We start from the raw sequence: 24,100 nt of genomic DNA on the forward strand, positions 1-24,100 counted from the left end.
GACGGAATAAGGATTGGTCTTGACCAAGGGGGTGTGCCGTCCTATGGTCTCAACGTTAAGACAGGAACCTTTAATAAATAACGTCGCGGAAAAAGACGCTGGGTGATTGCGGAGGACAGGGTGGGGACCACGCAGCTGGAATCGGTACAGGAGCCGAAGTACTGGCACCTCAAGACCGTGCTCAGTGAGGCACTCGACTCGGACTTTGCGGTGGGAGAGATCCTGCCCAATGAGCGTGAGCTCGCTGCCCGGTTCGGCGTCGCACGGGCCACGCTCCGGCAGGCTCTGGAGCAGCTCGAACTCGAAGGCAGGCTGCAGCGCCGCCGTGGCGTGGGGACCACGGTCGCACCGCCGCGCCTGGGCGTAGCCGTCTCGACCGCGCAGCACGACTGGACGGACGGCGGTGCCGGCGAGGCCTGGCAGGCCGTCGACTGCACGACCGCCGTCGCACCGGCCCCGGTGCTCGCCATGCTCGACGTGGAGAGCGACGAGTCCGTGCACATCGTCCGCCGGATCCGGGTCACCCAGGGACAGGCCGTCGCGGCGGAGCTCCTGTACGTGCCGTCGTCGTCCGTGCCCGAACTGTCGGCGATCGAGAGCCTGTCCGGTCCCACCCGCGCCCGCAGCGTCGTGCGTGAACTGCACCGTCTCGGCCTTGACGGCCAGGACCGTTCGGTGGAGCTCGGTTCGGCCCGTGCGGACGACGCCAAGGAGCTCGACCGCCTCCCCGGCGCACCTGTCCTCGTCGTCACCACCCGCTACCTCGCCGCAGGAGGCACGGCCGCTGTCTCCGTCGCCACCTACCGGGCCGACACCTGCCGGCTCACCTTCGGCGCCTCGGGTGACCTGGAAATCAGTCACCCCGGCCAGGAGCGCAAGGCTTCCTGAGACCGGCCGGCCCCACCGGCTTCGTACATGAACGCGCGGCCCGTCGCACTCAGCGGCGGGCCGTCACCGTGCCCTCCACCGCGAACAGCTGCTCCTCGACATGGTCGAGTGCCAGCCGCAGCGCGCCGGTGGCCACGGCCGCCTCGCCGAGCAGCGACAGCGCGACCCGCGGCGGCCGGAGACAGTAGCGGGCGAGCTCGCCGCGGAGCGGATCAAGGACGCCGTCCAGTCCCGCGGCCCACCCGCCGACGACCACCAGCTCCGGGTCGAGCGCCAGCACCAGCGCCGCCACATCGTGCACCAGACGCTGGATGAACCGCTCGACCGCCGCCATCGCCCGCACGTCACCGTGGCGAGCCTGCGCGAACACCGCGGCGACAGCCTGCTCGTCCAACGGGTCCAGCGGCGTGTCCGTCGTCGACAGCAGCTTCTCCGGAGTGACTTCGCGGCCCAGCAGATGGAGCGCGCCGATCTCGCCCGCTGCCCCACCGAAACCGCGGTGCAGCCGACCGCCGATCAGCGAACCGGCTCCCGGACTCAGCCCCGCAAGGACGAACACGATGTCGTCGGACTCGGTGGCCGCGCCCTTCCAGTGCTCCGCCACGGCTGCTGCATTGGCGTCGTTCTCCACCAGGACCGGACATCGGAAGGAGCGCCGCAGCCGCTCACCGAGCGCGAGACCGGTCCAGTCCGGCAGCGCTGTGCCCAGCCGTACCGTCCCGTCGGCCTCCACGATGCCCGGGCTGCCCACCCCGACCGCACGCAGACTGCTCCGGGCCACTCCGGTACGCCGCAGGAGATCGGCGACCACGGCCCTGACCCGGTCGAGCCGGTCATCCGCGCCGGCGGTCTCCGACACCTCGCGCGAACCGGCACCGATGATCCGGCCGTCCAGCCCGGACAGCAGCGCGGAGACGCGGTGCGGACCGATCTCGATGCCGAGCAGATGCCCTGCCTCCGCGCGGAACCGGAACCGGCGGGCCGGCCTGCCCTGACGCCTGGCTTCACCCTCGTCGGGCGTCGCTTCGACGACCAGCCCGGCCTCGAAAAGCCCCTCGACGACGCCTTCCACGGTGGGCCGGGACAGACCTGTGATCCGAGTCAGGTCCGTGAGCGTGGGGGAGTGGGCACCCCTGAGAGCATGAAGCACCACCGCGGAATTGATCCGTCGCAGCAGCGACGGGTCCCCACCGGTCAGCCGGCCCACGGTGATTCCTTCCAGCTCGTGCGCATGTCAGGCGGATGGTACTCGCTGCCCGGAAGCAGGGCGACCGTGGGCCGCGACGGGTTCCAGTTGGGACCGGCGTCAGCTCGGAGCCACGAAGCCGGACTCGTACGCGGCGATCACTGCCTGGGTCCGATCCCTGGCCCCCAACTTTGCCAGCACGGCGCTGACATGGGTCTTCACCGTCTCGACGCCGACCACGAGCTTGGCGGCGATCTCCGCATTCGAGAGTCCCCGGGCCATCAACCGGAGCACCGCAGCCTCGCGCTCCGTGAGCGAGGCCCGCTTCATGACCGCCTTCGCCTTGCTCGTCCCGTACTCGGCGGCGAGCTGCCGGACCGCGGCCGGGAACAGCAGAGACTCACCCTCGGCGACCAGGCGCACCGCATGCACGATCTCCGCGGGCCGGGCACGCTTGAGCAGAAAGCCGTCCGCCCCGGCGCGCAGCGCCTCGTACACGTACTCGTCGTTCTCGAATGTCGTCACCACCAGGATCTTCGGCGGCTCAGGCACCGTGCGCAGCACCACCCGGGTCGCCTCGATGCCGTCCATCAAGGGCATCCGCACATCCATCGCCACCACATCGGGGCGCAACTTGTGCACCAGCGGGATCACTGCGGCGCCGTCGCCCGCCTCGCCCACCACCTCGATATCGGGCTGAGCCTCAAGGACCGCGCGCAGTCCCGCGCGTACGAGGGGCTCGTCGTCGACCAGAAGAACGGTAACCGGCATCCGGTCAGCCTAGGCGGTCCAGGGGAAGGCTTGCGTGCACCCGCCACTCACCGTCGTACGGACCGGTCTTGGCCTTTCCGCCCAGGAGCGCGGCCCGTTCACGTATGCCCCGCAGCCCGCTTCCGCCCCCGGGCGGGCCTGCCGATTCGGTGAGTGGATTCGTCACTTCCAGCTCGAGCCGGCCGTCCGTCACCGTGATGCGTACCCGTACGGGGACGGTCCCGGAGTGGCGCAACACATTGGTGAGAGCTTCCTGCAGGATCCGATAGCCCTCGCGCGACACCGGCCCCGGCACCAGCTCCACCGGACCGGACATCTCGGCATCGACCTTCGCTCCCGAACCGCGCGCCGACTCCAGCAGTCTGTCCGCCTCGGCAAGCGTCGGCCGCTGACTCACCGGTGCGTCCGATTCGCGCAGCACCCGCAGCACCCGCTCGAGATCGTCCAGCGCATCCCGGCCCGTCTCCTCGATCGCGGCCAGCGCCCGCTCGGTGAATTCAGGGTCCTTCGCCGCCCGCGCCGCGCCCGCCTGGACGACCGCGACGGTCAAGGCATGCCCGATCGAGTCGTGGAGCTCGCGCGCGATGCGATTGCGCTCCAGCAACTGCTCGGTGCGTTCCTCCAGTGCGGTCAGTCGCTCCACCGGCGACTGGCTGAGCAGCCACCGTGCAGCGGCAGTGACCAGCTTGCCGCACACCACAATGACGGCCAGCAGCACCAGCAGCGGCAACGGCACGAACAGGACGTACCACGAGTGCGGCTCCACCCAGCGGAGGAGCCAATCGCCGCTCGGGCCCTCATCGGTCACGGTGAGCCCGAGATCGACCGCCGTCGCGGGCAGCCACATCGTCGCGAACGTCGCCACACCGGAGAGCAACAACCGCACTTCCAGCCAGGCCACGGTCCGCCAGCGATCCGCCCAAGTCACCGCGGACGCGACAGAGATCGATGCGTCCGGACTGCCCCGCTCGTCAGGTGTGAGCAGCAACTGCGCCTGGACGCCCTCGGCGAGCCGCATCGCGGGCAGCAGTCCCATGGGTACGGCGAAGACCATCGGCGCCCAGGGTGTATCGGGGGAAATGAACAGCCACACGCTGACGATCGCGGTCGGAATGAGCAGATGCAGCCAGCGGGTGTAGGTGACGGAGTCGGTCAGCGGACGGAGGAAACGGCGCATGCTGCCATCGTGTCAGTGACCCCGAGCGCGGCGGCTCCCCCGAGCGAGGGAGATGATCCCCTCCGGCGGGGGAGGTCAGGAGCTGGGCGCAGTCGCCAGGCTGAGGACATGACCAGCATCGACGTTCATGAGCTCACCAAGGAATACGGGGCCACCCGCGCGGTGGACCGCCTCACGTTCAGCGTGCTACCCGGCCGGGTCACCGGCTTCCTCGGCCCCAACGGCGCGGGTAAGTCCACCACCATGAGACTTGTCCTCGGCCTGGACCGGCCGACGGGCGGCACGGCGACCATCGGTGGCCGGGCCTACACCACGCTCGACGATCCCCTGCGCCGGGTGGGCGCGCTGCTCGACGCGCAGGCCGCCCACGGCTCGCGGACCGCGCGGAACCATCTGCTGGCTCTCGCCACCAGTAACCGCATAGCTCCCACCAGGGTCGAAGAGGTACTGGAGGAGGCGGGGCTCGGCCGGGTCGGCGGTTATCGGATCAAAACGTTCTCGCTCGGCATGCGACAGCGTCTGGGTATCGCGGCCGCATTGCTCGGCGACCCGGAAGTCGTGATGCTGGACGAGCCGTCGAACGGGCTGGACCCGGAAGGCATCGTCTGGATCCGTGAACTGATGAAGCGGCTGGCCCGCGAGGGCCGCACGGTTCTGGTCTCCAGCCACCTGATGAACGAGACGTCGTCGTTCGCCGATCACCTCGTGGTCCTGGGCCGGGGCAGACTCCTCGTCGACCTGCCGATGCAGGAGTTCCTCGACTCCCGCAGCCGCCCGCGCGTGCGCGTACGCACGACCGAGTCCAGCCGACTCCGTGACGTGCTGACCGGCAAGGGGTACGCCTTGTCGCAGGGCGACGACGGGCGCTGGACCGTCGAAGGGGCCAAGGCGGTGGAGATCGGTCCCATAACCGCCTTCGAAGGCATCCCCATTCTTGAACTCGCCGACGAACAGGTGACCTTGGAGCAGGCGTATCTCGACCTCACCGCCGACGCGACGGAATTCGCGTCCGCGGCCACCTCACCCACCACTTGTCAGGAGGCCTGACCGTGTCGACCATCGCAGTGCTCCGATCCGAGTGGATCAAGATCAGATCGGTACGGTCCGTGGCCGGTTCGCTGGTAGCGGTCTTTCTGGCGACACTCGCTGTCACTGTGCTCGCGTTCGCCACTGTCGGCCAGGCCGAGGCGGACAACTCGGATGCAGATCTGGTCTTCGGCGCCTTCTACGCGCTGAACTTCGGCCAGATCGCGGCCATCAGCTTCGGCGCGACCGCGCTCTCCTCGGAGTACCTGAACGGTGCCCTGCGGATATCGCTCGCCGCAGTGCCGCATCGTGACCTCTTCTACGCAGCCAAAATGACCCTCGTCGGTACACTCGCCCTGGTCATCGGGCTCGTCACCAGCTTCACCGCGTTCCTGGTGGGGCAGTTGTTCATGGGGGAGTACGCGATCGGCCTGGGGGAACCCGGAGCCCTGCGAGCTGCTCTCGGCGGAGGTATATATCTGGCCCTGATGGCCCTGCTCGCGGCCGGCCTGACGGCTTTGCTGCGCAGCGCCGTCGCCGTCCTCAGTCTGCTCATCCCGTTCATCCTGATCGTCTCCTTCGTGGTCGGAGACATCGCGGGCGGCGTCGCGCAATATCTGCCCGACCGGGCAGGGCAGTTGGTGCTGCACCAGAATCCGGAGGGGAGCCTCGGGCCGTGGACCGGGCTTGCAGTCACAGCGGCCTGGGCGGGCGTCGCGCTGGTGACGGGCTGGTGGGCGATGCGGCGCAGGGACGCCTGAGGACCGGACTGCCCACTGCCAGAGTCCTGGTGAGGTGCCGTCCGGCGCGGCGAGGCGACTGAAAATCCCTCAAGGCCCAGGCCAGGTCAGTGATTGTCAGTGCCGGGCGGTTTACTGGCGGTATGACGACCGCACATCACCTCCGCCTCATCGACGGGATGCGCGCCCGGGACTTCCCCGCGGAGCGTATCCAGTCGGGCTCAGGAGTCAGCGGGCCCGGTTACCACATGGTGTCCTTGCACGTGGACGACGAGCATGGGGACGGCGACGAGGCAGGGCGTCTGGAGCACCGGGCACAGTGTCTTGCCGAGCACGACGCGCTGCTGACGCTGCTCACGGGGCGCTGGGGTGAGCCGCAGATGATCAGTCTGTGGAGTGCGCAGGAGCGGATGATGGCAGGCGAGGAGATACCGGAGCCCTGGACCGATCCGGTCGCCGGATGCGAATTCCTGCAACTCTGGCGCATCGAGGACCGGTGGATCGCGATGGGACTCCATCTGGAGGAGGAGGGCCCCGGCTGCGAACTGAGCGTCCTGGTCACGGAGATCGACCCGCCCTGACTGGCGACGGTGCCCATCCCGGTCCGAGCAGTCCGAGCGGTCCCAGAGGTCTGAAGGGTCGGAGCGGTCCGAGTCTCAGCCCGAATGACCGGGACTGGCCGAGTCGACGGTTGCACGGAGGCGCCCGTACTCCTCGGCCATGGTCTGAGCGGTCCAATGGGCGTTCAGGCCGCTGGGGTTGGGCAGGGCCCAGACCCGAGCACCCCCGATCGTCCTGTCCTGCGGGCCGATCTGAGCGCGTCGGGCACCGAAGGCGGTCCGGTAGGCCGTGACGCCCACGACGGCCAGCCACTGCGGTCGCAGCCGCTCGACCTTGGCCGCCAGGATGACACCGCCCTCACGGAACTCCTCGGCCGCCAGTTCGTCGGCGCGCGCCGTGGCGCGGGCCACCACATTGGTGATGCCCAGGCCGTGGTCGAGCAGCTCGTTCTGTTCCGATGGCTTCAACTGGCGGGGGGGTGAAGCCCGACAGGTGGAGCACCGGCCAGAAGCGGTTGCCGGGGCGGGCGAAATGATGTCCCGTGGCGCCGGTCATCAGGCTCGGGTTGATTCCGCAGAACAACACACGCAGGCCGCCCGCGGCCACATCGGGAACGGTGCGGTCGCGGGCGGCCTGGAGCTCTTCGGGTGTCATCCGGTCGTGGTCTCGGCCGTCAGAGGATGGAGCCCGGCGTGTATCCGGCGGCTTCCGGGTGCTGCTTGGTGATCTCCTCGATCCGGGCGACGAGCGTGGTGACCTGGTCGGCCGCCGCTCCCGTGAAGGAGAGCTTGTCGGCCATCAGGGCGTCGAGCTGGGCGCGGTCCAGCGGGATGCGGTCGTCGGCAGCCAGCTTGTCCAGGAGCTCGTTGCGCTCCGTGCCCTGCTCGCGCATGGCCAGGGCGGAGGCGACCGCGTTCTCCTTGATCGCCTCGTGCGCGACCTCGCGGCCGACACCGGCGCGGACGGCACCCATCAGCACCTTGGTGGTGGCGAGGAACGGCAGGTACCGGTCCAGTTCGCGGGCCACGACCGCGGGGAACGCCCCGAACTCGTCGAGCACCGTGAGGAAGGTTTCCAGCAGACCGTCGAACGCGAAGAAGGCGTCCGGGAGTGCCACCCGGCGGACCACGGAGCAGGACACATCGCCCTCGTTCCACTGGTCGCCCGCCAGCTCACCGGTCATCGAGGCGTAGCCGCGGAGGATCACCATCAGGCCGTTGACACGCTCGCAGGAGCGGGTGTTCATCTTGTGCGGCATCGCGGACGAGCCGACCTGACCCGGCTTGAAGCCCTCGGTGACCAGCTCGTGCCCGGCCATCAGCCGGATCGTCTTCGCGACGGACGAAGGCGCGGCGGCCAGCTGCACCAGCGCGGTCACCACGTCGTAGTCGAGCGAGCGGGGGTAGACCTGGCCGACGGAGGTGAAGGCCTGACCGAAACCGAGGTGGCCGGCGATGCGCTGTTCCAGCTCACCGAGCTTCGCGGCGTCGCCGCCCAGCAGGTCGAGCATGTCCTGCGCCGTGCCGACGGGGCCCTTGATACCGCGCAGCGGGTAGCGGCCCAGCAGGTCCTCGAGCCGTCCGTATGCCACGAGCAGCTCGTCCGCCGCGGTGGCGAAGCGCTTTCCGAGGGTGGTCGCCTGGGCGGCGACATTGTGGGAACGACCGGCGATGACCAGCTCGCTGTACTCGCCGGCCAGCCTGCCGAGCCGGGCCAGGACGGCCACGGTGCGGTCACGCATCAGCTCGAGCGACAGCCGGATCTGCAGCTGCTCGACGTTCTCGGTGAGGTCCCGGGACGTCATGCCCTTGTGGACGTGCTCGTGCCCGGCGAGAGCGTTGAACTCTTCGATCCGTGCCTTCACGTCGTGCCGGGTGACCTTCTCACGCTCGGCGATGGACGCCAGGTCGACCTGGTCGAGGACCCGCTCGTAGTCGGCGAGGGCGGCGTCGGGCACCTCGATCCCGAGGTCCTTCTGAGCGCGCAGCACCGCCAGCCACAGCTGGCGCTCCAGCTTCACCTTCTGCTCGGGGGACCAGAGGACAGCCAGCTCGGTGGAGGCATAGCGGCCGGCCAGGACATTGGGGATGCGAGGCTTCGCAGACACAGCAGTCACGTGTCCAGATTCTACTGGCGGTTTCTGCAGGCCAGCGCCGCGGCCCGGTTTGTGGCTTACTACGAACGCTGTCTCCCGTGCGAGGGAAGCCGCCCGGACCCCGGCGTCGGTCATTCGGTATGGCTCAGCATGCTCCGCAGCCCGCGTTCACCCGGGCTGCCGGCCCGTAGGCTTCAGGAACGCGCGGTACGGCCCCTGCGGAGGCCGTAGGCAGCCGCACCGAGCAGCGCCACCGCTGCGCCCGACAGCACCGACGGCACGGGAAGGGTGAGAGCGAGGACCAGGCAGCCGGCCAGACCGAGGACCGGAACCGCGCGCAAGGGGCGGCCCTCGGCCGGTGCGAGGGTGAGGGCGGCCGCGTTGGCGATGGCGTAGTACAGCAGCACGCCGAAGGAGGAGAACCCGATCGCGCCGCGGACATCGCCGGTGGCTGCGACCAGGGCGGCGACCGCGCCCACGGCGACTTCGGCGCGGTGGGGGACGGCGAAACGGGGATGGACGGCGGCCAGGACGTGTGGCAGGTGGCGATCGCGGGCCATCGCCAGCGTCGTGCGGGAGACCCCGAGCAGCAGTGCGAGCAGCGAACCGAGCGCGGCGACCGCCGCCCCCGCACGGACCACCGGCACCAGTCCGGGGGCACCGGCGGCACGGACCGCCTCCGCCAGTGGTGCTGTGGCATCGGCCAGCCGGGCGGGCCCGAGGACCGACAGCACCGCCACGCCGACGGCCGCGTACACGATCAGTGTGATCCCGAGAGCCACGGGGATGGCTCGTGGGATCGTGCGAGCCGGTTCCCGGACCTCCTCGCCCAGCGTCGCGATGCGGGCGTATCCGGCGAAGGCGAAGAACAGCAGCCCAGCGGCCTGCAGCACGCCGTTCACCGTGGCGTCGGAACCCGGCGCCAGTCGGGACGCCTGGACGACGCCGCCGGTGAGGCACGCGGTGACGACGGCGGCGAGGACGGCCAGGACCACGGCCACGATCGCCCTGGTCAGCCATGCGGACTTCTGGACCCCCAGACAGTTCACGGCAGTGAGCGCCACCACCGCGCCGACCGCCACCGCATGGGCCTGTCCCGGCCAGGCGTAGGCGCCGACGGTCAGGGCCATGGCCGCACAGGAAGCCGTCTTCCCGACGACGAAACTCCAGCCTGCCAGGTATCCCCAGAACTCGCCCAGTCGCTCACGCCCGTAGACGTACGTGCCGCCGGAGGCCGGATAGCGGGCCGCGAGCCGCGCTGACGACGTGGCATTGCAGTACGCCACGACCGCGGCCACCGCCAGACCGATCAGGAGCCCCGACCCTGCCGCGTGGGCGGCCGGAGCGAGCGCGGCGAAGACACCTGCTCCGATCATCGAGCCCAGGCCGATGACCACCGCGTCGAAGACCCCCAGGCGGCGCCTCAATCCATTGCCGCCCGTACCGCTGTTCGCACCACCGTCCGCCGCACCGGCCATCGCATCCACCTCGCGCTTGTCCTCCGCCTCACCTGCACCGCTGTACCGGCGTACCGTACAGACCGAAGGTGACGAGACGGTGCCGTCTGCCGCACCGCATGGCCGGAGCCCCTCGGGTCAGGCCGAGGGGCTCCGGTGTCTGTGTCCGGTGCGGGACCGGGGAGTTACGGGGCCAGAGTCAGTCCGATCCGGATCCCGGTGGATGAGCCGAGCGCCGACACCCCGTAGTAGAGGCCGGTGTCCGCCTTGATTCCCGAGGTGCTGGTGTTGTCGATCTGCAGGATCGTGCCGTTGTTGGCGTCCTCACCGTCTGCGCCGATCGCGATGTCCGCCCGGCTGTAGCCGGAGAGGTCGGTGAGGGACACGGACGAGCCGAGGCGGTCGTTGGGTTCGGTGGAGCCGGGGATGCCCGTGGTGTCCTGGCTGTATCCGACGGCCCCGGTGCCGGTGGGGCCGGTGGCGGAGCCGCGGATGAGAAAGACCTGGCCGGCGTTGCTCTCGTTCACGCCGCTGCGGGTGATGTCCTCGCCCGGCGCGCCGGTGAGAATGTCGCCGTACCCGTCGAGGTCGACGTCGCCGACGGAGACGGACGCTCCCATGTCGTCGCCGGTCTCGCCGCCTCCCGGTACACCGGTGGTGTCCTGGTGGATCGTCTTGCGGCCGGTCGAGGTCAGTCCGGTGGCCGAACCGAACACGGCCGTGACCGCGCCGCCCTTGGCGGTGTGTCCGGACTCGGTGGCGGACGGCTGGCCGACCGCCAGGTCGGTGGCGCCGTCGCCGTTGATGTCACCGGCGGCCAGCGAGCGTCCGCCACGGGCGTCGAGGATGCCGACGCGCTGGAGTCCGGTGGTGGATCCCTTCAGCCACAGCAGGCGTCCGATGCCACTCGGGTCGCGGTAGCTGACGGCGGCGTCCGCGTAGCCGTCCTTGTTGAAGTCGCCGCTGACCGCGGCCGCGTAGCCCACGGCAGCGGTGTACGCGGCGGTGTTCAGGTAACCGGACTTGACCGCACCGGTCTTGCCGTCCCAGGCCCACCAGCGGCCGGGCTTGCCCGGTGCGACGGAGAAGATGTCGGCCTTGCCGTCGGCATTGAAGTCGCCCGAGGTGACGGTCGTACCGAGCTTCTCGCCGCCGATCCGGCCCGAGGCGGTGACCGAATAGCTCTTGCCGGTAGTGAGGGCGGGGCCGTACATCACGACGACGGTGCCGTTGTCGGCCTGCGTGATGTCCTCGCCGGGCCCACCGATGACCAGGTCGGCGTACCCGTCGCCGTTCACGTCGCCCCAGGCGTCGGACGAGCCGAACAGGTCGCCCGCCTCGGAGCTGCCGGGCACCCCCGCACTGCTCTGGTTCAGCGTCCGCTTCGCAGTCGAGCTCGGGCCGTCCTCGGTGCCGGGCAGCACGGTGACGCTTCCGCTGCTGCTCGCCGCCTTCGGGAGGCCGACGACCAGGTCGGTGATGCCGTCCCGGTTGAAGTCGGTGGTCGGGATCGCGGCGTTGCGGGTGCCGTTGGTCGCGTACGTCCGGATGGCACCGAGTTTGGCGTACAGGTTCGCACCGGGGCATGCGGTGGCGAAGCCGTCGCGGTGTCCGGCGATGGTGTTGAACGTGACGTCACCGTCGGGCCGGGTGTTGCCGTCGGCGTCGGTGACGAGGCGGGTCAGCGTCACCTTGGCGGTGGGGCCCACGCCGTACTGGCCGAGCTTCCACGCGGCGATGCGCGCCGCGGACTGGAGCGCGGCCGGCGTCGGCTTGCCCGTCTCGAAGTTGCCGAGCAGGGAGATGCCCGTCGAGTACGAGTTGAAGCCGTATGTGTGCGCGCCCTTGACCGGGAGATCGGTGCCGCCGGCGCGGCCCTCGAAGATCTGGCCGCACTTGTCGACCAGGAAGTTGTAGCCGAGGTCGTTCCAGCCTTCGGTCTTCACGTGGTACGTCATGATCGCGCGGACCATCGCGGCCGAGTCGCCACAGCTGTAGTTGTTCGTGTCGACGGTGTGGTGGATGAAGACCGCCTGCACCTTGTCGATGTACTCGGGCGGATCCTCGACCAGCGACTCGTCGGCGCCCCACTGGGCGCGGCTGATGATCGGCGGCCGGTTGACGGTCGACGGCGGCGCGGTGGGTACGGGGGAGGGGGTGACCGTGTCCGTGGGGGTGGCCGTCGCGGTATCCGTCGGGGTGGCCGTGGCCGTCTCCGTCGGGGTGCCGGTGGCGGTCTCCGTGGGTGCGACGGTCTCCGTGGCCGATGGCGTTGCGGGATCGGTCGGCGAGGCGGTGTCCGTGGGAGCGCCGACGGTGTCCGACGCGGTGGGAGTCGGGGTCCCCTCCAGTGCGAACGCCGCGTTCTCCGGACCGCTTGGTGCGAGGGTCGCCTCCGCCGGGTTCCTGGACTCGGCCTTGCTGACACCGGGGTCGACCATGTGCAGCTTCAGGTTCTTCGGCAGCGCCTTGCCCGGCCGGCCCGAACCCACCTTCACCTGCACGGCGTCCGACGCCCCGACCCACATCGGCTCGGTGGCCCGGTTGGCGGCTGCCTGCTCCCGCCCGTCCGGTCCGTCGGCCGACACCTCCAGCTCGCGCCACGGCGACCACTTGCCGGTCCCGGCAGCCCGCGTACGCACTTCGGCGGTGCCGTCGACCTTTGCCGCGCCGTCCCAGCCGATACCGACCATCGAGAACGCTGCGGTGTTCGTGGCCGGCAACTGCCGCTCCGTGGCCGTGCCGCCGTCAATCGCCACCGACCGCAGCTTCGCCGGTCGAACCTCCGGCCCCTTGGGTCCGGCCGGCCCGTCGGACGGATTGGCTATCGCCACCGTCACCACTCCGGCCCCACCGAGAACGACAGCGCCGACAGTCAGCCAGGCGCGGCGTTTCAGGCTCATCGGTCTGTACGCATGCGACGTGCGCGGGCTCAAATGCCCCACCCCTCCGAGAAGTTTGCTCAAGACACACCCGTCACACGGGCGGCCTGGTGTACCCAGCGCACTCCGGGTTTGAAACGTCACACGGGTCGGCGAAGTGTGCTGTGAGTCACATGACTTGTCGGGCTCTTGAGGCTTCCGGACATCGGGTGCGCCCTCCTGGCTGCGGTTCACGTCTGCCCCGGCGGCGACAGGCCCGGTCAGTGCATCCGGCGTTGCGAAACCGCTTGCTGTGACACTTCTGTGCGCCGTCACGCAGAAGTAGTGAGAGGCTCGCGAGCCCGGGGGCATGGGCACCGTGAGCGGTGTCGGGGCGTTGTGCGTCTGACGCAGTCGGTACGAAGAGGAAAGTGTGACCAAGGGCGGGGAACAGCACCGCGGGCACGTGGACGACGCCGAACTCGGCGCTGCAGTGGAGCGGGCCCAGCAGGGGGACGAGGAAGCCTTCGCGGTGGCGTACCGGATGGTCCATCCCGGGCTGCTCGGCTACGTACGGGGTCTGGTCGGCGAGGACGGTGAGGACGTGGCCTCCGACGCCTGGCTGGAGATCTCCCGCGATCTCGGGCGGTTCCGCGGAGACGGGGCCGGGTTCCGCGGCTGGACCGCGACGATCGCCCGGCACCGGGCGCTGGACCATCTGCGCAGACAGAAGCGGCGGCCGCGCACCGCATTCCTGGAGCAGGACGTCCTCGAACTGCCCAGTGGTCACGACACGGCCGCGGCCGCCCTGGAAACGCTCTCCACCGAGCAGGCGCTCGCGCTCATCGGGCAGTTGCCGCGGGAGCAGGCGGAAGCCGTTCTGCTGCGCGTCGTCGTCGGCCTCGACGGCCCCGCGACGGCGCGTGTGCTCGGCAAGCGAGCCGGGGCCGTACGCACCTCCGCCTACCGTGGACTGAAGCGACTGGCCGAGCGCATGACCTCGGCGGGAACGGGCACTGTGACGTCTGCGGCGCGGCGCACGCTGAGAGATGAGACATGAGAGATGAAACGCAGCGGGCGACCGGAATGCCGGTAACCCCCGAAGTGGCCGCCCTGCTGGCAGCTGCGCAGCGCGCCGGGGAAGCCGGCCCCGTTGCCGAGAAGCGGGCGCTCGATGCGTTCCGGGCGGCGCGCGACGAGGGCGCACACGCACCGGTGTCGCCGCTGCGGCGCCGTCCGCGCGACGACTGGCGTCCGGTCGAGCGGTGGCGCGGAGTGCGCTCCGTCCGGGCCGTGCTCGCCGGCCTCACGGCGGCGGTGGCTCTGGGTGGGGTCGCGGTGGCCGCCGGTTCGGGGGCGATGCCGGGACCGTTCGGTGCGGGCGGCCACGACCGGCCGCACCCCGCACCCCCCGCGAACAGTGAGCCCGCCACGCCCGGCGGCAGTCATAGGGGCACGCCGACGCCTCGTGCGGACCGTACGCAGCAAGGGCCCACGGACACTCCGGCCACCGGGCCTGCTTCCAGCCACCCCGGCCAGGCACAGGACGATACGGCGCTCTGCCGTGCGTACCGGCGGGTGCAGGACAGCGGGAAGGCCGCGGACGCGACGGCCTTCGACCGGCTGGCGTCGGCGGCCGGTGGCGCGTCGGCCGTGCCGGCCTACTGCGACGGCCTCCTCGCTGCTCAGCCATCGAAGGGGAACGGGACCGGCAAGAGGGAGAAGGCGGAACCGACCCAGGCGGCCCCGGAAGCGGCTGAGGGAACGGGGAACAACAGCCGGGGCAACTCCGACGCGCGCTGAGCCCGGAACCGTCGGCGCGGACGCAGGACACCGCGGACTCCTGCGTGCCCCGGGCCCAACAGCGGGACACTGCACGCCCTGTGACACTCCGCCCCGACGGGTACGTACGCGGCAACTGATCCGGGACGCGGCACCGGCGAGCCGCCACCGCTCCCGGACGCCCCGTCAATAGGGTCGCCCGGACTCGTACGTCCGGGATTGGTGTTGCCGTGAAGCCGTCCATCTGCCTGTGCATGATCGTCAAGAACGAGGCCCACGTCATCGAGCGCTGCCTCGCCTCCGTTCGCGACCTGATCGACACCTGGGTGATCTCCGATACCGGTTCGAGCGACGGAACACAGCAGCGGATCCGTACCGCACTCGACGGTGTCCCGGGCGAGCTCCACGAGGAGCCGTGGGTGGACTTCGGCCACAACCGGACCCTGAACATCAGGCACGCCCACGCCAAGGCCGACTATCTGCTCCTCCTCGACGCGGATCTGGTGATCCACAGACAGGGGCCGCTGCCACCGCTGACCGCCGACTCGTACCTGCTGAGGCACGAAGGCGCGACCGAGTGCCGCATCAAGCGTCTGGTACGCGGCGACATCGCCTGGCGCTACGAGGGCGTCACCCATGAGTACCTCACCTCCGACCAGCGCGACGACCAGCAGACTCTCGACGCGCTCGTCATCGAGGACCACGCCGACGGGGGAACGCGACATGAAAAGTTCGAGCGGGATGTACGCCTGCTCGGTGCCGAACTCGAGCGCGACCCCGCCAACACCCGGACGGTCTTCTATCTGACGCAGACCATGCGGGATCTCGGCGAGAGGGACAAGGCGATCGCCCTGTACGAGCGCCGCGCGCGGATGGGCGGCTGGGGCGAAGAGGTGTACTACTCGCTGCTGCAGGCCGGGATCCTCAAGGCCGATGCCGACGACTGGCCGGCCGCCATGGACGCGCTCTCGCGTGCCTGGGAGTCGCGGCCGCAACGGCTCGAAGCCTGCTACGAACTCTCCTCGCGGCTGCGCGGCCTCGGCCGCCACCGCGCCGCGCACGCGTTCGTCTGCGCCGGGCTCGACCGGGAACCGCCGGACGACCTGCTGTTCATCCAGCCGTGGGTGTACCGATGGGGGCTGCTCTTCGAGTACTCGATCACCGCCTGCCGGGTCGGCGACATCGACGGTTCGCTCAGGGCCTGCGACCGGCTCCTGTCGATGCCGGACCTCCCTGATGCCCATCGCAGGCAGACGCTCACCAACCGCGAGTTCGCCGAACAGCGTCAGGCCACCCGCAACGCGTCATGGGCGTCACCCCCGGACTGGCGGCGGGGCCCACACCTCAGCGACAACAGCTGCAGCACCTGCCAGGCCCTGACACATCGGCAGTCCGGGGCGACGGATGTCGGGTCCGAGGCGGGTGACCGGTTCGAGAGCTACGGTGGCTGCGCCCAGCAGTCCCGACAGGCCATTCCCTAGCGGGTGCCGTCCACCCGGCGCCAGGTCGCCACCGGGCCCGGGTCCCGGTCGTCCTCGGGGGTGACCCAGAAGGCCTTCCCGAGCTCGGCGCTGAACTGGGCGCCCGTCCGTCCGTCGCCGGACGACCGGCCGGTCAGACGCCGACCGATCCATGGAGCCAGATGACGGCGTGCGAAGCGGAGGTCGTCGACGCGCCGTGTCGTCCACCGCGGAGGTACGGCGGCGGGGAGCGGCGTCTGCCAGTCGTTCTCGGCCGGAAGCCCCAGCGTCTGCCAGACCGCCTCGGCAACTCTGCGGTGTCCTTCGTCGGTCAGATGCAGCCGGTCGACGTCCCACAGCCGGGGATCTCCCAGCGCCGGAGTTCCGTACAGATCGACGACCAGCGCACCGTGGCGGTTCGCCAACTCGTCGACCAGGGTGAACAGCTCCTCCATCCGCGGACGGAACCGTTCCATCACCGGGCCGTTGCGACCGGGGCTGCGCATCAGCACCAGCTTCTTGCACGCCGGCGCGAGGCGCTCCACGGCCTCCTCCAGCTGCCCGCGCACCATGCCCATGTCGCACTTCGGCCGCAGTGTGTCGTTGAGACCGCCGACGAGCGTGACGACATCCGCCTGCATGGCGGCCGCCGCTTCGACCTGCTCGTCGACTATCTGGCGGATCAGCTTTCCGCGCACGGCGAGGTTCGCGTACCGGAACCCGGGGGAGCGGGTGGCGAGCCGGCCGGCGAGGACATCGGCCCAGCCGCGGTACGAACCGTCCGGCAGCAGGTCCGACATGCCCTCGGTGAACGAGTCGCCGACCGCGACAAGACTGGTGTAGGAGGCATTCATTTCCATGGCGATGCGATCGTATCGCGGTGGGGTCCGGCGCCTTTCACGGAGACCGGACCGAGCCCGCCGGGGGGTGCGGGCCGTGGGGGCCAGTGCGTACGCCTGCCTGCCACACGGCCCGCGCCGGCCCCGTCAGCGTCCTTGCGACCGTCCGACGAGCTCGCGCAGGACATCCTCCATCGTGACCAGTCCGGCCAGCTTGTCGTCCTCGTCGAGCACCGCCGCGAGGTGTGTGCGACTCCTTCGCAGCGCCGTCAGCACATCGTCGAGCGGTGTCGCGGCCCGTACCCGGGCGATCGGCCGCATAGCCGTCACCGGGAACGGCACATCGCGCGGTGTGGCGTCCAGGGCGTCCTTCACATGCAGGTAGCCCAGGATCCGCTGCTCGCTGTCCATCACCGGGAAACGCGAGAAACCCGACTCGTACGAGAGTCGTTCCAGCTCCTCGGGCGTCGTCCCGACCCGGGTGTACACCACCTGGTCGACCGGCAGCACCACATCCCGTACCGGGCGACGACCCAGCTCGAGGGCGTGCCGCAGACGCTCGGCCGCGCGGTCGTCGACGAGGCCGGCGTCCCCGGCGTCCTTGACGAGACGGGCAAGTTCGTCGTCGGAGAACGTGGCGGACACCTCGTCCTTCGTCTCCACCCGCAGAAGTTTCAGCAGGGCGTTGGCGAAGGCGTTGACTGTGAAGATCACCGGGCGCAGCGCCCTGGCGAGGGTGACCAGCGGCGGTCCGAGCAGCAGCGCGGTCCGTACCGGCTCCGCCAGCGCGATGTTCTTCGGCACCATCTCGCCGAGCAGCATGTGCAGGTACGTCGCCACGGCCAGCGCGATCACGAACGAGATCGGATGGACCAGTCCGTGCGGCACACCCACCACGTCGAAGACGGGCTCCAGCAGGTGCGCGATGGCCGGTTCGGCGACGATACCGAGGACCAGCGTGCACAGCGTGATGCCCAGCTGCGCCGCCGCGAGCAGCGCCGACACGTGCTCCAGACCCCAGATGACGCTCCGCGCCCGCCGGTTCCCGGCCTCGGCCTCCGGCTCGATCTGGCTCCGGCGTACGGAGATCAGCGCGAACTCGGCGCCGACGAAGAACGCGTTGGCGACCAGGGTCAGCAGACCGATGAAGAGCTGGACGGCAGTCATCGTCCGTCCTCCGCCCCGTCGTCGGAGCCGGGCAGCGGTGCGTGCAGCAGTACCCGCGCCGCGCGGCGCCCCGAAGCGTCCGCCACATCCAGCCGCCAGCCCGCCAGCTCGATAGAGTCGCCCACGGCCGGGATCCGGCCCACCTCCGTGGCGATCAGTCCGGCGAGCGTCTCGTACGGTCCTTCCGGCACCCGGAGTCCGATGGCCCGCAGCTGGTCGGTGCGGGCGGCACCGTCGGCCGACCAGAGGGTGCGCCCGTAGGCGTCCTCACCGGCCGGTGCGAGGTCCGGCGTCTCGTGCGGGTCGTGCTCGTCGCGTACCTCGCCGACCACCTCCTCGACGATGTCCTCCAGCGTGACGACTCCGGCCGTGCCGCCGTACTCGTCGATGACCACGGCCATTGCGAGCTTGCCGGAGAGCCGGTCGAGCAGCCGGTCCACGGTGAGGGTCTCCGGTACGAGCAGGGGCTCGCGCAACATCTCCGACACGCGCGTACGCGGCCTCTCCTCGGCCGGGATCGCCAGCACGTCCTTGATGTGTGCGACGCCGACGACGGTGTCGAGGCTGCCCCGGTAGACGGGGAAGCGGGACAGTCCGGTCGCCCGGGTGGCGTTCGCGACGTCCTCGGCGGTCGCCTGCACCTCCAGCGCGGTGACCTGCACCCGTGGGGTCATCACATTCTCCGCGGTCAGATCTGCGAGATTGAGAGTGCGGACGAAGAGTTCCGCGGTGTCCGCTTCCAGCGCGCCCGCCTTCGCCGAGTGACGGGCCAGCGCCACCAGCTCCTGCGGGCTGCGGGCGGAGGCCAGCTCCTCGGTCGGTTCGAGACCGACGCGGCGCACGATCCGGTTGGCCGTGTTGTTGAGGTGGCTGATGAAGGGCCGGAAGACTGCGGTGAAGGCCCGCTGCGGGGTGGCCACGGCCTTCGCCATGGCGAGCGGCGAAGAGATCGCCCAGTTCTTCGGGACGAGTTCGCCGACGACCATCAGGAACACCGTGGACAGTGCCGTTCCGAGCACCAGCGCCACCGAGGACGCCACACTCGGGGACAGTCCGGTCGCCTCGACCGGACCGCGGATCAGTTTCGCGATCGACGGCTCGGAGATCATGCCGACGACCAGATTGGTGACGGTGATGCCGAGCTGCGCGCCGGAGAGCTGGAAGGTGAGGCTGCGCACCGCCTTCATGGCGCTCGCCGCGCCCCGCTCGCCCCGCGTCACCGCCCTTTCGAGCTGACCGCGCTCGACGGTGGTCAGAGAGAATTCGGCCGCGACGAAGGCACCGCAGGCGAGCGAGAGCAGTACTGCCACGAGCAGCAGGAGCACTTCGGTCATCGGTTCACCTCCGTCCCATGATCGGGCAGGGACAGGAGGATCGCTCGATGTCGGCGATGTCGGCTTCTACTGGGAGGCTCGCCCATGGGCGGACGCTCACACCTTTCGGGAGGACGGGTCGACGGTGTACCTATAGTAAAGGGTCGGCAAAGTCGCTTGCTCTGCGGGTGTTCGCCGACCGGCGTTCGGGCCCGCAGGGGCTTGATCCACAACAGTCCTGCCTGTGCCTACAGCGGTTTCACCCAGCGTCGCCAGTGATCCTCGCGGTGGTATCCAGCGGCAGCCCATGTGTGGTGCGCCCGTTCGTTGGCTTCCAGGACCATGGCGTCGACCCGTCGCCCGCCCAGGTCGACGAACCGTTGTTCCGCTGCTTCCAGCAAGGCGGTGGCGATGCCTTGCCGACGGCAGTCCGGGTGTACGGCCAGCCGGTAGGCGGAGCATCGCCAACCATCGAAACCGGCTATGACGGTTCCCGCGAGAAGACCGTCACGCTCGGCGAGGAGCAGGGCTTCGGGGTCCCTTGAGATGAGTCGGGCCACCCCGTCGTAGTCGTCGCTGATGCTGGTTCCTTCTGCGGCTTCGCTCCAGAACTGCAGCACGGCGTCGATGTCCGAGAGGCCGGCGCAACGGATGTAGAGATCACTCATTGGGTGAGCCAATCAGAACGCCGACCCGCTCGGCGAACGTTTTCCGCACTAACGTTTTCCGTACTGAGGAATCGAGAGCCGCCGCCCGGACCGGGCCTGCGGAGTCATGTTCGTCGTTCGATCATCGAAGGTATGGCCCCGAATCCCGAGCGCGCCCCTTTCGCGCCTCCGTCGATCGCACCGATGCTGGCCGTGCCGGGGCCGCTGCCGGTGCACGATGAGGAGTGGGCGTTCGAGGCCAAATGGGATGGTGCCCGCTCCGTCCTGACCAGCGCAGGCGACGGAACCGTGCAGCTGACTTCGCGGGCGGGCAACGACATCACCGTGACCTATCCCGAGCTGCAGGCGCTCGGCGGGATCCTGCGTGGGCGGGGTGTCGTGCTCGACGGTGAGGTCGTGGTCCTGGACGCCCTGGGACGGCCCGACTTCGGGTTGCTCCAGCGCCGGATGGGTGTGGTGAACGCACGCCACGCCACTCGCCTGGCACAGCAGACACCCGTCCAGCTCGTGGTCTTCGACGTGATGTTCCTGGACGGCCGCTCGCTGCTCGCCTCCTCCTACCGCGAGCGCCGCCAGGTCCTGTCCGGACTGGGGCTGGCCGGTCCGCACTGGTCGACGCCGGGATACGTGCACGGACACGGTGCCCGGACGTGGGAAGCCGTGGTGCGCGAGGGCCTGGAAGGCGTGGTCGCCAAGAGGCTTGCCTCCCCGTACACGCCAGGGGCCCGCTCGCCCAACTGGCGCAAGACCAAGAGGGTCGAGACCCTGGACGTGGTCATCGGCGGCTGGACGCGGAGGCGCGGCGCGGCGGGGGACGTGCCGGGCGCGGTTCTGGTCGGTGTGGATACGCCGGCCGGCCTGCGGTACGCGGGATCGGTGGGGTCGGGGATGTCCGAGCGTGAGCTGGCCGAACTCGCCGCTTACCTGGCGGTCATCGCGCGCCCGACGTCACCGTTCACCGGCCCGGTCCGGGTGACTGACGCGCACTGGGTCGAGCCGCGGCTGGTAGCTGAGGTGACCGCCTCGGAGTGGACCGCCGCCGGCCGCCTGCGTCATCCGGTCTGGCAACGGCTACGGCCGGACCTGACGCGGCTGGACTGAGTACCGGAGGTGACCGATGACGGGGCGATGTCGCGCCGCTGCCAGGACGGAGTCGCGTCGACGGCGGCGGCGAGCTCGGGGATCGTGGGCCTGGCAGCCGGGTCGGGCCGGAGGCAGCTGTCGATGGTCGCGGCGAGATCGCGAGGGTGGCGCCGACGGTACCTGATCGGCGGAGAAGCTTCTTCGAGCTGCGGATACCAATCGTGCTGGCCGCCCGTGCGGTTGCCGTCGTCGGTCCCGTCATTGGTCTCGCCGCTGTCGAACGAACGGCGCGTCGCCGGTGGCGACTTCGTACAGGGTGACGCCGATGCCCCACACGTCGGCCGCGGCCGACAGCGGCCCGCCGCGGGCCCGTTCGGGAGCCAGGGAACAGAAGGTGCCGACGCCCGGAGGGGCAGTCGTGACCGCCCGGCCGCTCTCGCGCGCCGCGAATCAGGCGGCCTTGTACTGATGCGCTTCGGCGCCCTGCCACTGGACCACGGCTCGGTTGTCGAGGATCCGTTTCGGGTCCGCCAGACCGGCGTCGGCAAGGAACACGATGAGGTCGTGATCGCTGTGCGCGAGTCCGAGTCTCTCGTCGCGATTGTTGACGTGCACGGTTACGGGCCGGGCGCCGGACGGGGTGGGTGCGTGGATGGTGATCGGTGGTGTCGCCATGACTCCAGGGTGGCCCCGCGTGAGGGCGGGCGCATCCGGTCGGCCCGGATACCGGGCCCCGGTCCGGCATGAGGATCGGAGCGTGACGATCCGAGTACGTTCGGTGGTCGACGTCGCACTCGGTCCCGCAGGTGCCTCCCACCAGGTCGGTCCCGCCCGACCGTCGAACGCTCACCGTCATGCGGTCAGCTGCCGGCGAGCTCCTGGACGATCGGGCCGAATGCCTCCATGTTCGGCTCCAGCACCGTCAGGTACGAGAAGCCGTACCGCTCCCGGCGCTCCCTCAGCTGCTCGGTGACCGCCCGCACCGTGCCCATCGCGAGCAGCGGCAGGGCAAGGGCCTGGTCCTCGTCGAGGTGCGGTGTCAGCGGCAGCACCTCGCGCACGGCTGCACGACGGTCGTTGGTCGTCCGGACGAACTGGATGAGCAGATTCAGCTCCGCCGGGCTCTCCCGCGCGGCGGCGGCGAACCGCCGGTAGGCGGCGACGCGCTCGTCCAGCTGCTCGGCGGTGAGGGGCACGAGTTTGCCGGTCCGGTCGCTCACCGCCCCGGTGAACGCCACGATCTCCGCGAAGCGGGCCGCCAGACGCAGGACCCGGTTCCCGTTCCCACCGATCAGCAGTGGTGGCCTGGGGTGCTGCGGGGACTTCGGGACGTGGTTGTCGTCGCGCAGCAGCCGGTCCAGCTCCTCGACCGTACGTCGCAGATGGTCCACCCGTCCGCCGGGGGAGAGGAACTCGATACCCGCCCGGTCGTGCTCCTCGCGTACGTATCCGGCCCCGATCCCCAGCTCCAGGCGACCCTCGGTCAGCGCATCCGTACCGGCGGCCTCGCGGGCCAGCAGCGTCGGGTTCCAGAAGGCGGCATTGAGCACGAAGGTGCCGACACGGGGCCGCTCCGTGGCCTCTGCGGCGGCGACCAGTGCCGGGGAGGGGGCCGGCAGGCCCAGGTGGTCGGGGACCAGGATCACGTCGTATCCGAGCTGCTCCGCGCGGCGGCATCGGGTGCGCCAGTCCGTCCCGCCGGCCGGCGTCAGCATGTTCACTCCGAATCGAAACGGCCTTGCCATGGCCTCTCCTCGCGCCGGGTTGATCGATGGACAGGCCACACACTCTGCCAAGGGAGAGCGTTGTCCGTATGACGAACCGTTCCCCTTGCCGGTGCTAGCAATCCCGCGCTAGCTTGTTGATGTGCCCAAGACTCAGCTGAACGTACGAGTGGACGAGGCCACCGCCGAGGCCGCGCGGCAGCGCGCGCTGCAGAGGGGGATGAGCGTGAACCGCTACATAGAGGAGCTCGTCAAACAGGATGCGGGCGAAGTCGGACATACTTTTATCGAAGCCGCTGCCGACTTCATGAAGCAGTACGAGTCGGTCTTCGCCGAGGAGTTCGGCCCGGAGCGCAAAGGCACCCGTTGAACCTCCGGATCGACCTTTCCTGGCTGCTCATGGTCGCCGAGCACAAGACGCCCGGCGATCCACAGGTCGTCGACTGGGGTGCGCTCGTCGCCGCGGTCGCCCGTCATGAGGCGGAGATCTTCGGCAGCCCTGTATACAGCGACCCGCACATCAGGGCCGCCGCACTCCTGCAGTTGCTGCTCCATGTCCCCGCTCTGGAACACTCCAACGCGATGTTCGCCTCCGCCGTCGCCTACGGCTATCTCGTCGCCTCCGGACTGAAGGTCATCACTTCGCCCGAGCAGGTCCGCGACCTGGCCCTGCTGGTGAAGGAGGGCAAGGCCGACGTCCGGGCCATCTCCGACGAGCTCCGCCAATGGAGCCTGTGACTCCTTTTGCGCGGGGTTTCAGGAAGGAGTCCTTCCGCGCTGAACCGTGGCTAATGTCCCGCGCATGACACACATAGGGAACACGCGTGCGCGACGGATGACAGTGGCGGTTGTCGGCGCTGTGGCCGCCTTGGTGCTCGGCGTCGGCGGGGCGATCGCCGTCGGAGCCCCGGACGACGGCTCGGCCGACCCGACTCCCGTCCCCACCGAAACGTCCGACGGCGGCTCCGTCGGAGGCTCGGGCGGCACGGACGGCGGCACCACCGATGGTGGTGGCACGGGCACGGCCGGGGGCAGTACCGATGGTGGTGGCACGGACGGCGGCAGCGTGAGCGGTTCGGGCGGCGTGGATCCCAGCCCCACCCCGACCGATGCCCCGGACCCCACGGACAGCCCTGACCCCACCGATGGACCCACCCCGTCTCCCACCGGCCCGACGAGCATCGACGACCTGACGAAGCGCATCGACGACCTCGAGAAGAAGGTCGACCAGCTGCCCACGAAGAAGGAGCTGGCCGACGCACTGCGGGCGTACGCGGACAAGCTGGAGCAGGAGGACTGACG

24 protein-coding genes and 1 pseudogene are annotated in these 24,100 nt (G+C 70.0%); 11 read left to right on the forward strand and 14 right to left on the reverse strand.

The window, feature by feature from the left end:
* The first annotated feature begins 120 nt into the window (after positions 1-120).
* On the forward strand, positions 121-888 hold the full coding sequence (locus OHA03_RS27095) for a GntR family transcriptional regulator (RefSeq protein ID WP_267006355.1): 768 nt from the start codon (positions 121-123) through the stop codon (positions 886-888).
* A gap of 49 nt (positions 889-937) precedes the next feature.
* Here the strand turns inward: OHA03_RS27095 and OHA03_RS27100 are convergent, their stop codons facing one another.
* The 3 genes from OHA03_RS27100 to OHA03_RS27110 form a co-directional block, all read right to left on the reverse strand.
* On the reverse strand, positions 938-2,095 hold the full coding sequence (locus OHA03_RS27100) for an ROK family transcriptional regulator (protein WP_267006356.1): 1,158 nt from the start codon (positions 2,093-2,095) through the stop codon (positions 938-940).
* Positions 2,096-2,194: 99 nt separating this feature from the next.
* Positions 2,195-2,845, reverse strand: a complete 651-nt coding sequence (locus OHA03_RS27105) for a response regulator transcription factor (RefSeq protein WP_267006357.1) — start codon at positions 2,843-2,845, stop codon at positions 2,195-2,197.
* 4 nt (positions 2,846-2,849) lie between these two features.
* Complete coding sequence (locus OHA03_RS27110) at positions 2,850-4,022, reverse strand: sensor histidine kinase (RefSeq protein ID WP_267006358.1); 1,173 nt, start codon at positions 4,020-4,022, stop codon at positions 2,850-2,852.
* Between the two features lie 108 nt (positions 4,023-4,130).
* On the opposite strand from OHA03_RS27110, the gene OHA03_RS27115 reads away from it, so the two are divergent.
* The 3 genes from OHA03_RS27115 to OHA03_RS27125 all read left to right on the forward strand — a co-directional run bounded on the left by OHA03_RS27115 (position 4,131) and on the right by OHA03_RS27125 (position 6,369).
* Complete coding sequence (locus OHA03_RS27115; protein ID WP_267006359.1) at positions 4,131-5,069, forward strand: ABC transporter ATP-binding protein; 939 nt, start codon at positions 4,131-4,133, stop codon at positions 5,067-5,069.
* Positions 5,066-5,809 (forward strand): ABC transporter permease, encoded by a 744-nt coding sequence (locus OHA03_RS27120; protein ID WP_267008177.1) that lies wholly within the window; start codon positions 5,066-5,068, stop codon positions 5,807-5,809. Before OHA03_RS27115 ends, OHA03_RS27120 begins: the two co-directional genes overlap by 4 nt.
* Positions 5,810-5,931: 122 nt before the next feature.
* Positions 5,932-6,369 (forward strand): hypothetical protein, encoded by a 438-nt coding sequence (locus OHA03_RS27125; RefSeq protein WP_267006360.1) that lies wholly within the window; start codon positions 5,932-5,934, stop codon positions 6,367-6,369.
* 75 nt (positions 6,370-6,444) lie between these two features.
* Here OHA03_RS27125 and mug read toward each other — a convergent pair.
* From mug to OHA03_RS27145, 4 genes and pseudogenes are all read right to left on the reverse strand, one after another.
* Positions 6,445-7,003: pseudogene (mug, locus tag OHA03_RS27130) on the reverse strand (G/U mismatch-specific DNA glycosylase).
* Between the two features lie 19 nt (positions 7,004-7,022).
* A complete protein-coding gene (purB, locus tag OHA03_RS27135) occupies positions 7,023-8,465 on the reverse strand; it encodes an adenylosuccinate lyase (protein WP_267006361.1) in 1,443 nt (480 codons plus the stop codon).
* Positions 8,466-8,638: 173 nt separating this feature from the next.
* On the reverse strand, positions 8,639-9,922 hold the full coding sequence (locus tag OHA03_RS27140) for an APC family permease (protein WP_267006362.1): 1,284 nt from the start codon (positions 9,920-9,922) through the stop codon (positions 8,639-8,641).
* 164 nt (positions 9,923-10,086) lie between these two features.
* Complete coding sequence (locus OHA03_RS27145) at positions 10,087-12,804, reverse strand: FG-GAP-like repeat-containing protein (RefSeq protein ID WP_267006363.1); 2,718 nt, start codon at positions 12,802-12,804, stop codon at positions 10,087-10,089.
* Between the two features lie 391 nt (positions 12,805-13,195).
* Here OHA03_RS27145 and OHA03_RS27150 point away from each other — a divergent pair, with 391 nt between their 5' ends.
* From OHA03_RS27150 to OHA03_RS27160, 3 genes are all read left to right on the forward strand, one after another.
* On the forward strand, positions 13,196-13,822 hold the full coding sequence (locus OHA03_RS27150) for an RNA polymerase sigma factor (protein ID WP_267006364.1): 627 nt from the start codon (positions 13,196-13,198) through the stop codon (positions 13,820-13,822).
* The gene (locus OHA03_RS27155) at positions 13,819-14,565 is read left to right on the forward strand and encodes a hypothetical protein (RefSeq protein ID WP_267006365.1); all 747 of its coding nucleotides are present in this window, start codon (positions 13,819-13,821) and stop codon (positions 14,563-14,565) included. Before OHA03_RS27150 ends, OHA03_RS27155 begins: the two co-directional genes overlap by 4 nt.
* 209 nt (positions 14,566-14,774) lie before the next feature.
* Positions 14,775-16,025 carry a glycosyltransferase gene (locus OHA03_RS27160; RefSeq protein WP_267006366.1) on the forward strand — a complete coding sequence of 417 codons (1,251 nt, stop codon included), beginning with the start codon at positions 14,775-14,777 and terminating at the stop codon, positions 16,023-16,025.
* Here OHA03_RS27160 and OHA03_RS27165 read toward each other — a convergent pair.
* The 4 genes from OHA03_RS27165 to OHA03_RS27180 all read right to left on the reverse strand — a co-directional run bounded on the left by OHA03_RS27165 (position 16,022) and on the right by OHA03_RS27180 (position 19,991).
* Complete coding sequence (locus tag OHA03_RS27165) at positions 16,022-16,864, reverse strand: SGNH/GDSL hydrolase family protein (protein ID WP_267006367.1); 843 nt, start codon at positions 16,862-16,864, stop codon at positions 16,022-16,024. The genes OHA03_RS27160 and OHA03_RS27165 overlap by 4 nt on opposite strands.
* A gap of 126 nt (positions 16,865-16,990) precedes the next feature.
* Complete coding sequence (locus OHA03_RS27170; protein ID WP_267006368.1) at positions 16,991-18,010, reverse strand: hemolysin family protein; 1,020 nt, start codon at positions 18,008-18,010, stop codon at positions 16,991-16,993.
* Positions 18,007-19,344, reverse strand: a complete 1,338-nt coding sequence (locus tag OHA03_RS27175; RefSeq protein WP_267006369.1) for a hemolysin family protein — start codon at positions 19,342-19,344, stop codon at positions 18,007-18,009. The genes OHA03_RS27170 and OHA03_RS27175 overlap by 4 nt, the downstream gene beginning before the upstream one ends.
* A 227-nt stretch (positions 19,345-19,571) precedes the next feature.
* Complete coding sequence (locus OHA03_RS27180) at positions 19,572-19,991, reverse strand: GNAT family N-acetyltransferase (RefSeq protein ID WP_267006370.1); 420 nt, start codon at positions 19,989-19,991, stop codon at positions 19,572-19,574.
* 132 nt (positions 19,992-20,123) lie between these two features.
* Between OHA03_RS27180 and ligD the strand changes: the two genes are divergently transcribed.
* Entirely contained in the window at positions 20,124-21,092 is a 969-nt protein-coding gene (ligD, locus tag OHA03_RS27185) for a non-homologous end-joining DNA ligase (RefSeq protein WP_267006371.1), read from the forward strand.
* A gap of 240 nt (positions 21,093-21,332) precedes the next feature.
* On the opposite strand, the gene OHA03_RS27190 is transcribed toward ligD, so the two are convergent.
* The 3 genes from OHA03_RS27190 to OHA03_RS27200 all read right to left on the reverse strand — a co-directional run bounded on the left by OHA03_RS27190 (position 21,333) and on the right by OHA03_RS27200 (position 22,819).
* Complete coding sequence (locus OHA03_RS27190; RefSeq protein WP_267008178.1) at positions 21,333-21,410, reverse strand: hypothetical protein; 78 nt, start codon at positions 21,408-21,410, stop codon at positions 21,333-21,335.
* Between the two features lie 114 nt (positions 21,411-21,524).
* Entirely contained in the window at positions 21,525-21,749 is a 225-nt protein-coding gene (locus OHA03_RS27195) for a hypothetical protein (RefSeq protein WP_267006372.1), read from the reverse strand.
* 185 nt (positions 21,750-21,934) lie between these two features.
* The gene (locus tag OHA03_RS27200; RefSeq protein WP_267006373.1) at positions 21,935-22,819 is read right to left on the reverse strand and encodes a TIGR03621 family F420-dependent LLM class oxidoreductase; all 885 of its coding nucleotides are present in this window, start codon (positions 22,817-22,819) and stop codon (positions 21,935-21,937) included.
* A gap of 121 nt (positions 22,820-22,940) precedes the next feature.
* Here OHA03_RS27200 and OHA03_RS27205 point away from each other — a divergent pair, with 121 nt between their 5' ends.
* The 3 genes from OHA03_RS27205 to OHA03_RS27215 all read left to right on the forward strand — a co-directional run bounded on the left by OHA03_RS27205 (position 22,941) and on the right by OHA03_RS27215 (position 24,098).
* Positions 22,941-23,168 (forward strand): antitoxin, encoded by a 228-nt coding sequence (locus OHA03_RS27205; RefSeq protein ID WP_267006374.1) that lies wholly within the window; start codon positions 22,941-22,943, stop codon positions 23,166-23,168.
* Positions 23,165-23,536: a fic family toxin-antitoxin system, toxin component gene (locus tag OHA03_RS27210; protein WP_267006375.1), complete on the forward strand. Its 372-nt coding sequence runs from the start codon at positions 23,165-23,167 to the stop codon at positions 23,534-23,536. Before OHA03_RS27205 ends, OHA03_RS27210 begins: the two co-directional genes overlap by 4 nt.
* Before the next feature lie 64 nt (positions 23,537-23,600).
* Entirely contained in the window at positions 23,601-24,098 is a 498-nt protein-coding gene (locus tag OHA03_RS27215; RefSeq protein WP_267006376.1) for a hypothetical protein, read from the forward strand.
* The last annotated feature ends 2 nt before the right edge of the window (positions 24,099-24,100 follow it).

Origin of the sequence: Streptomyces sp. NBC_00154 (assembly GCF_026342835.1) — a bacterium.
Taxonomy (GTDB): domain Bacteria; phylum Actinomycetota; class Actinomycetes; order Streptomycetales; family Streptomycetaceae; genus Streptomyces.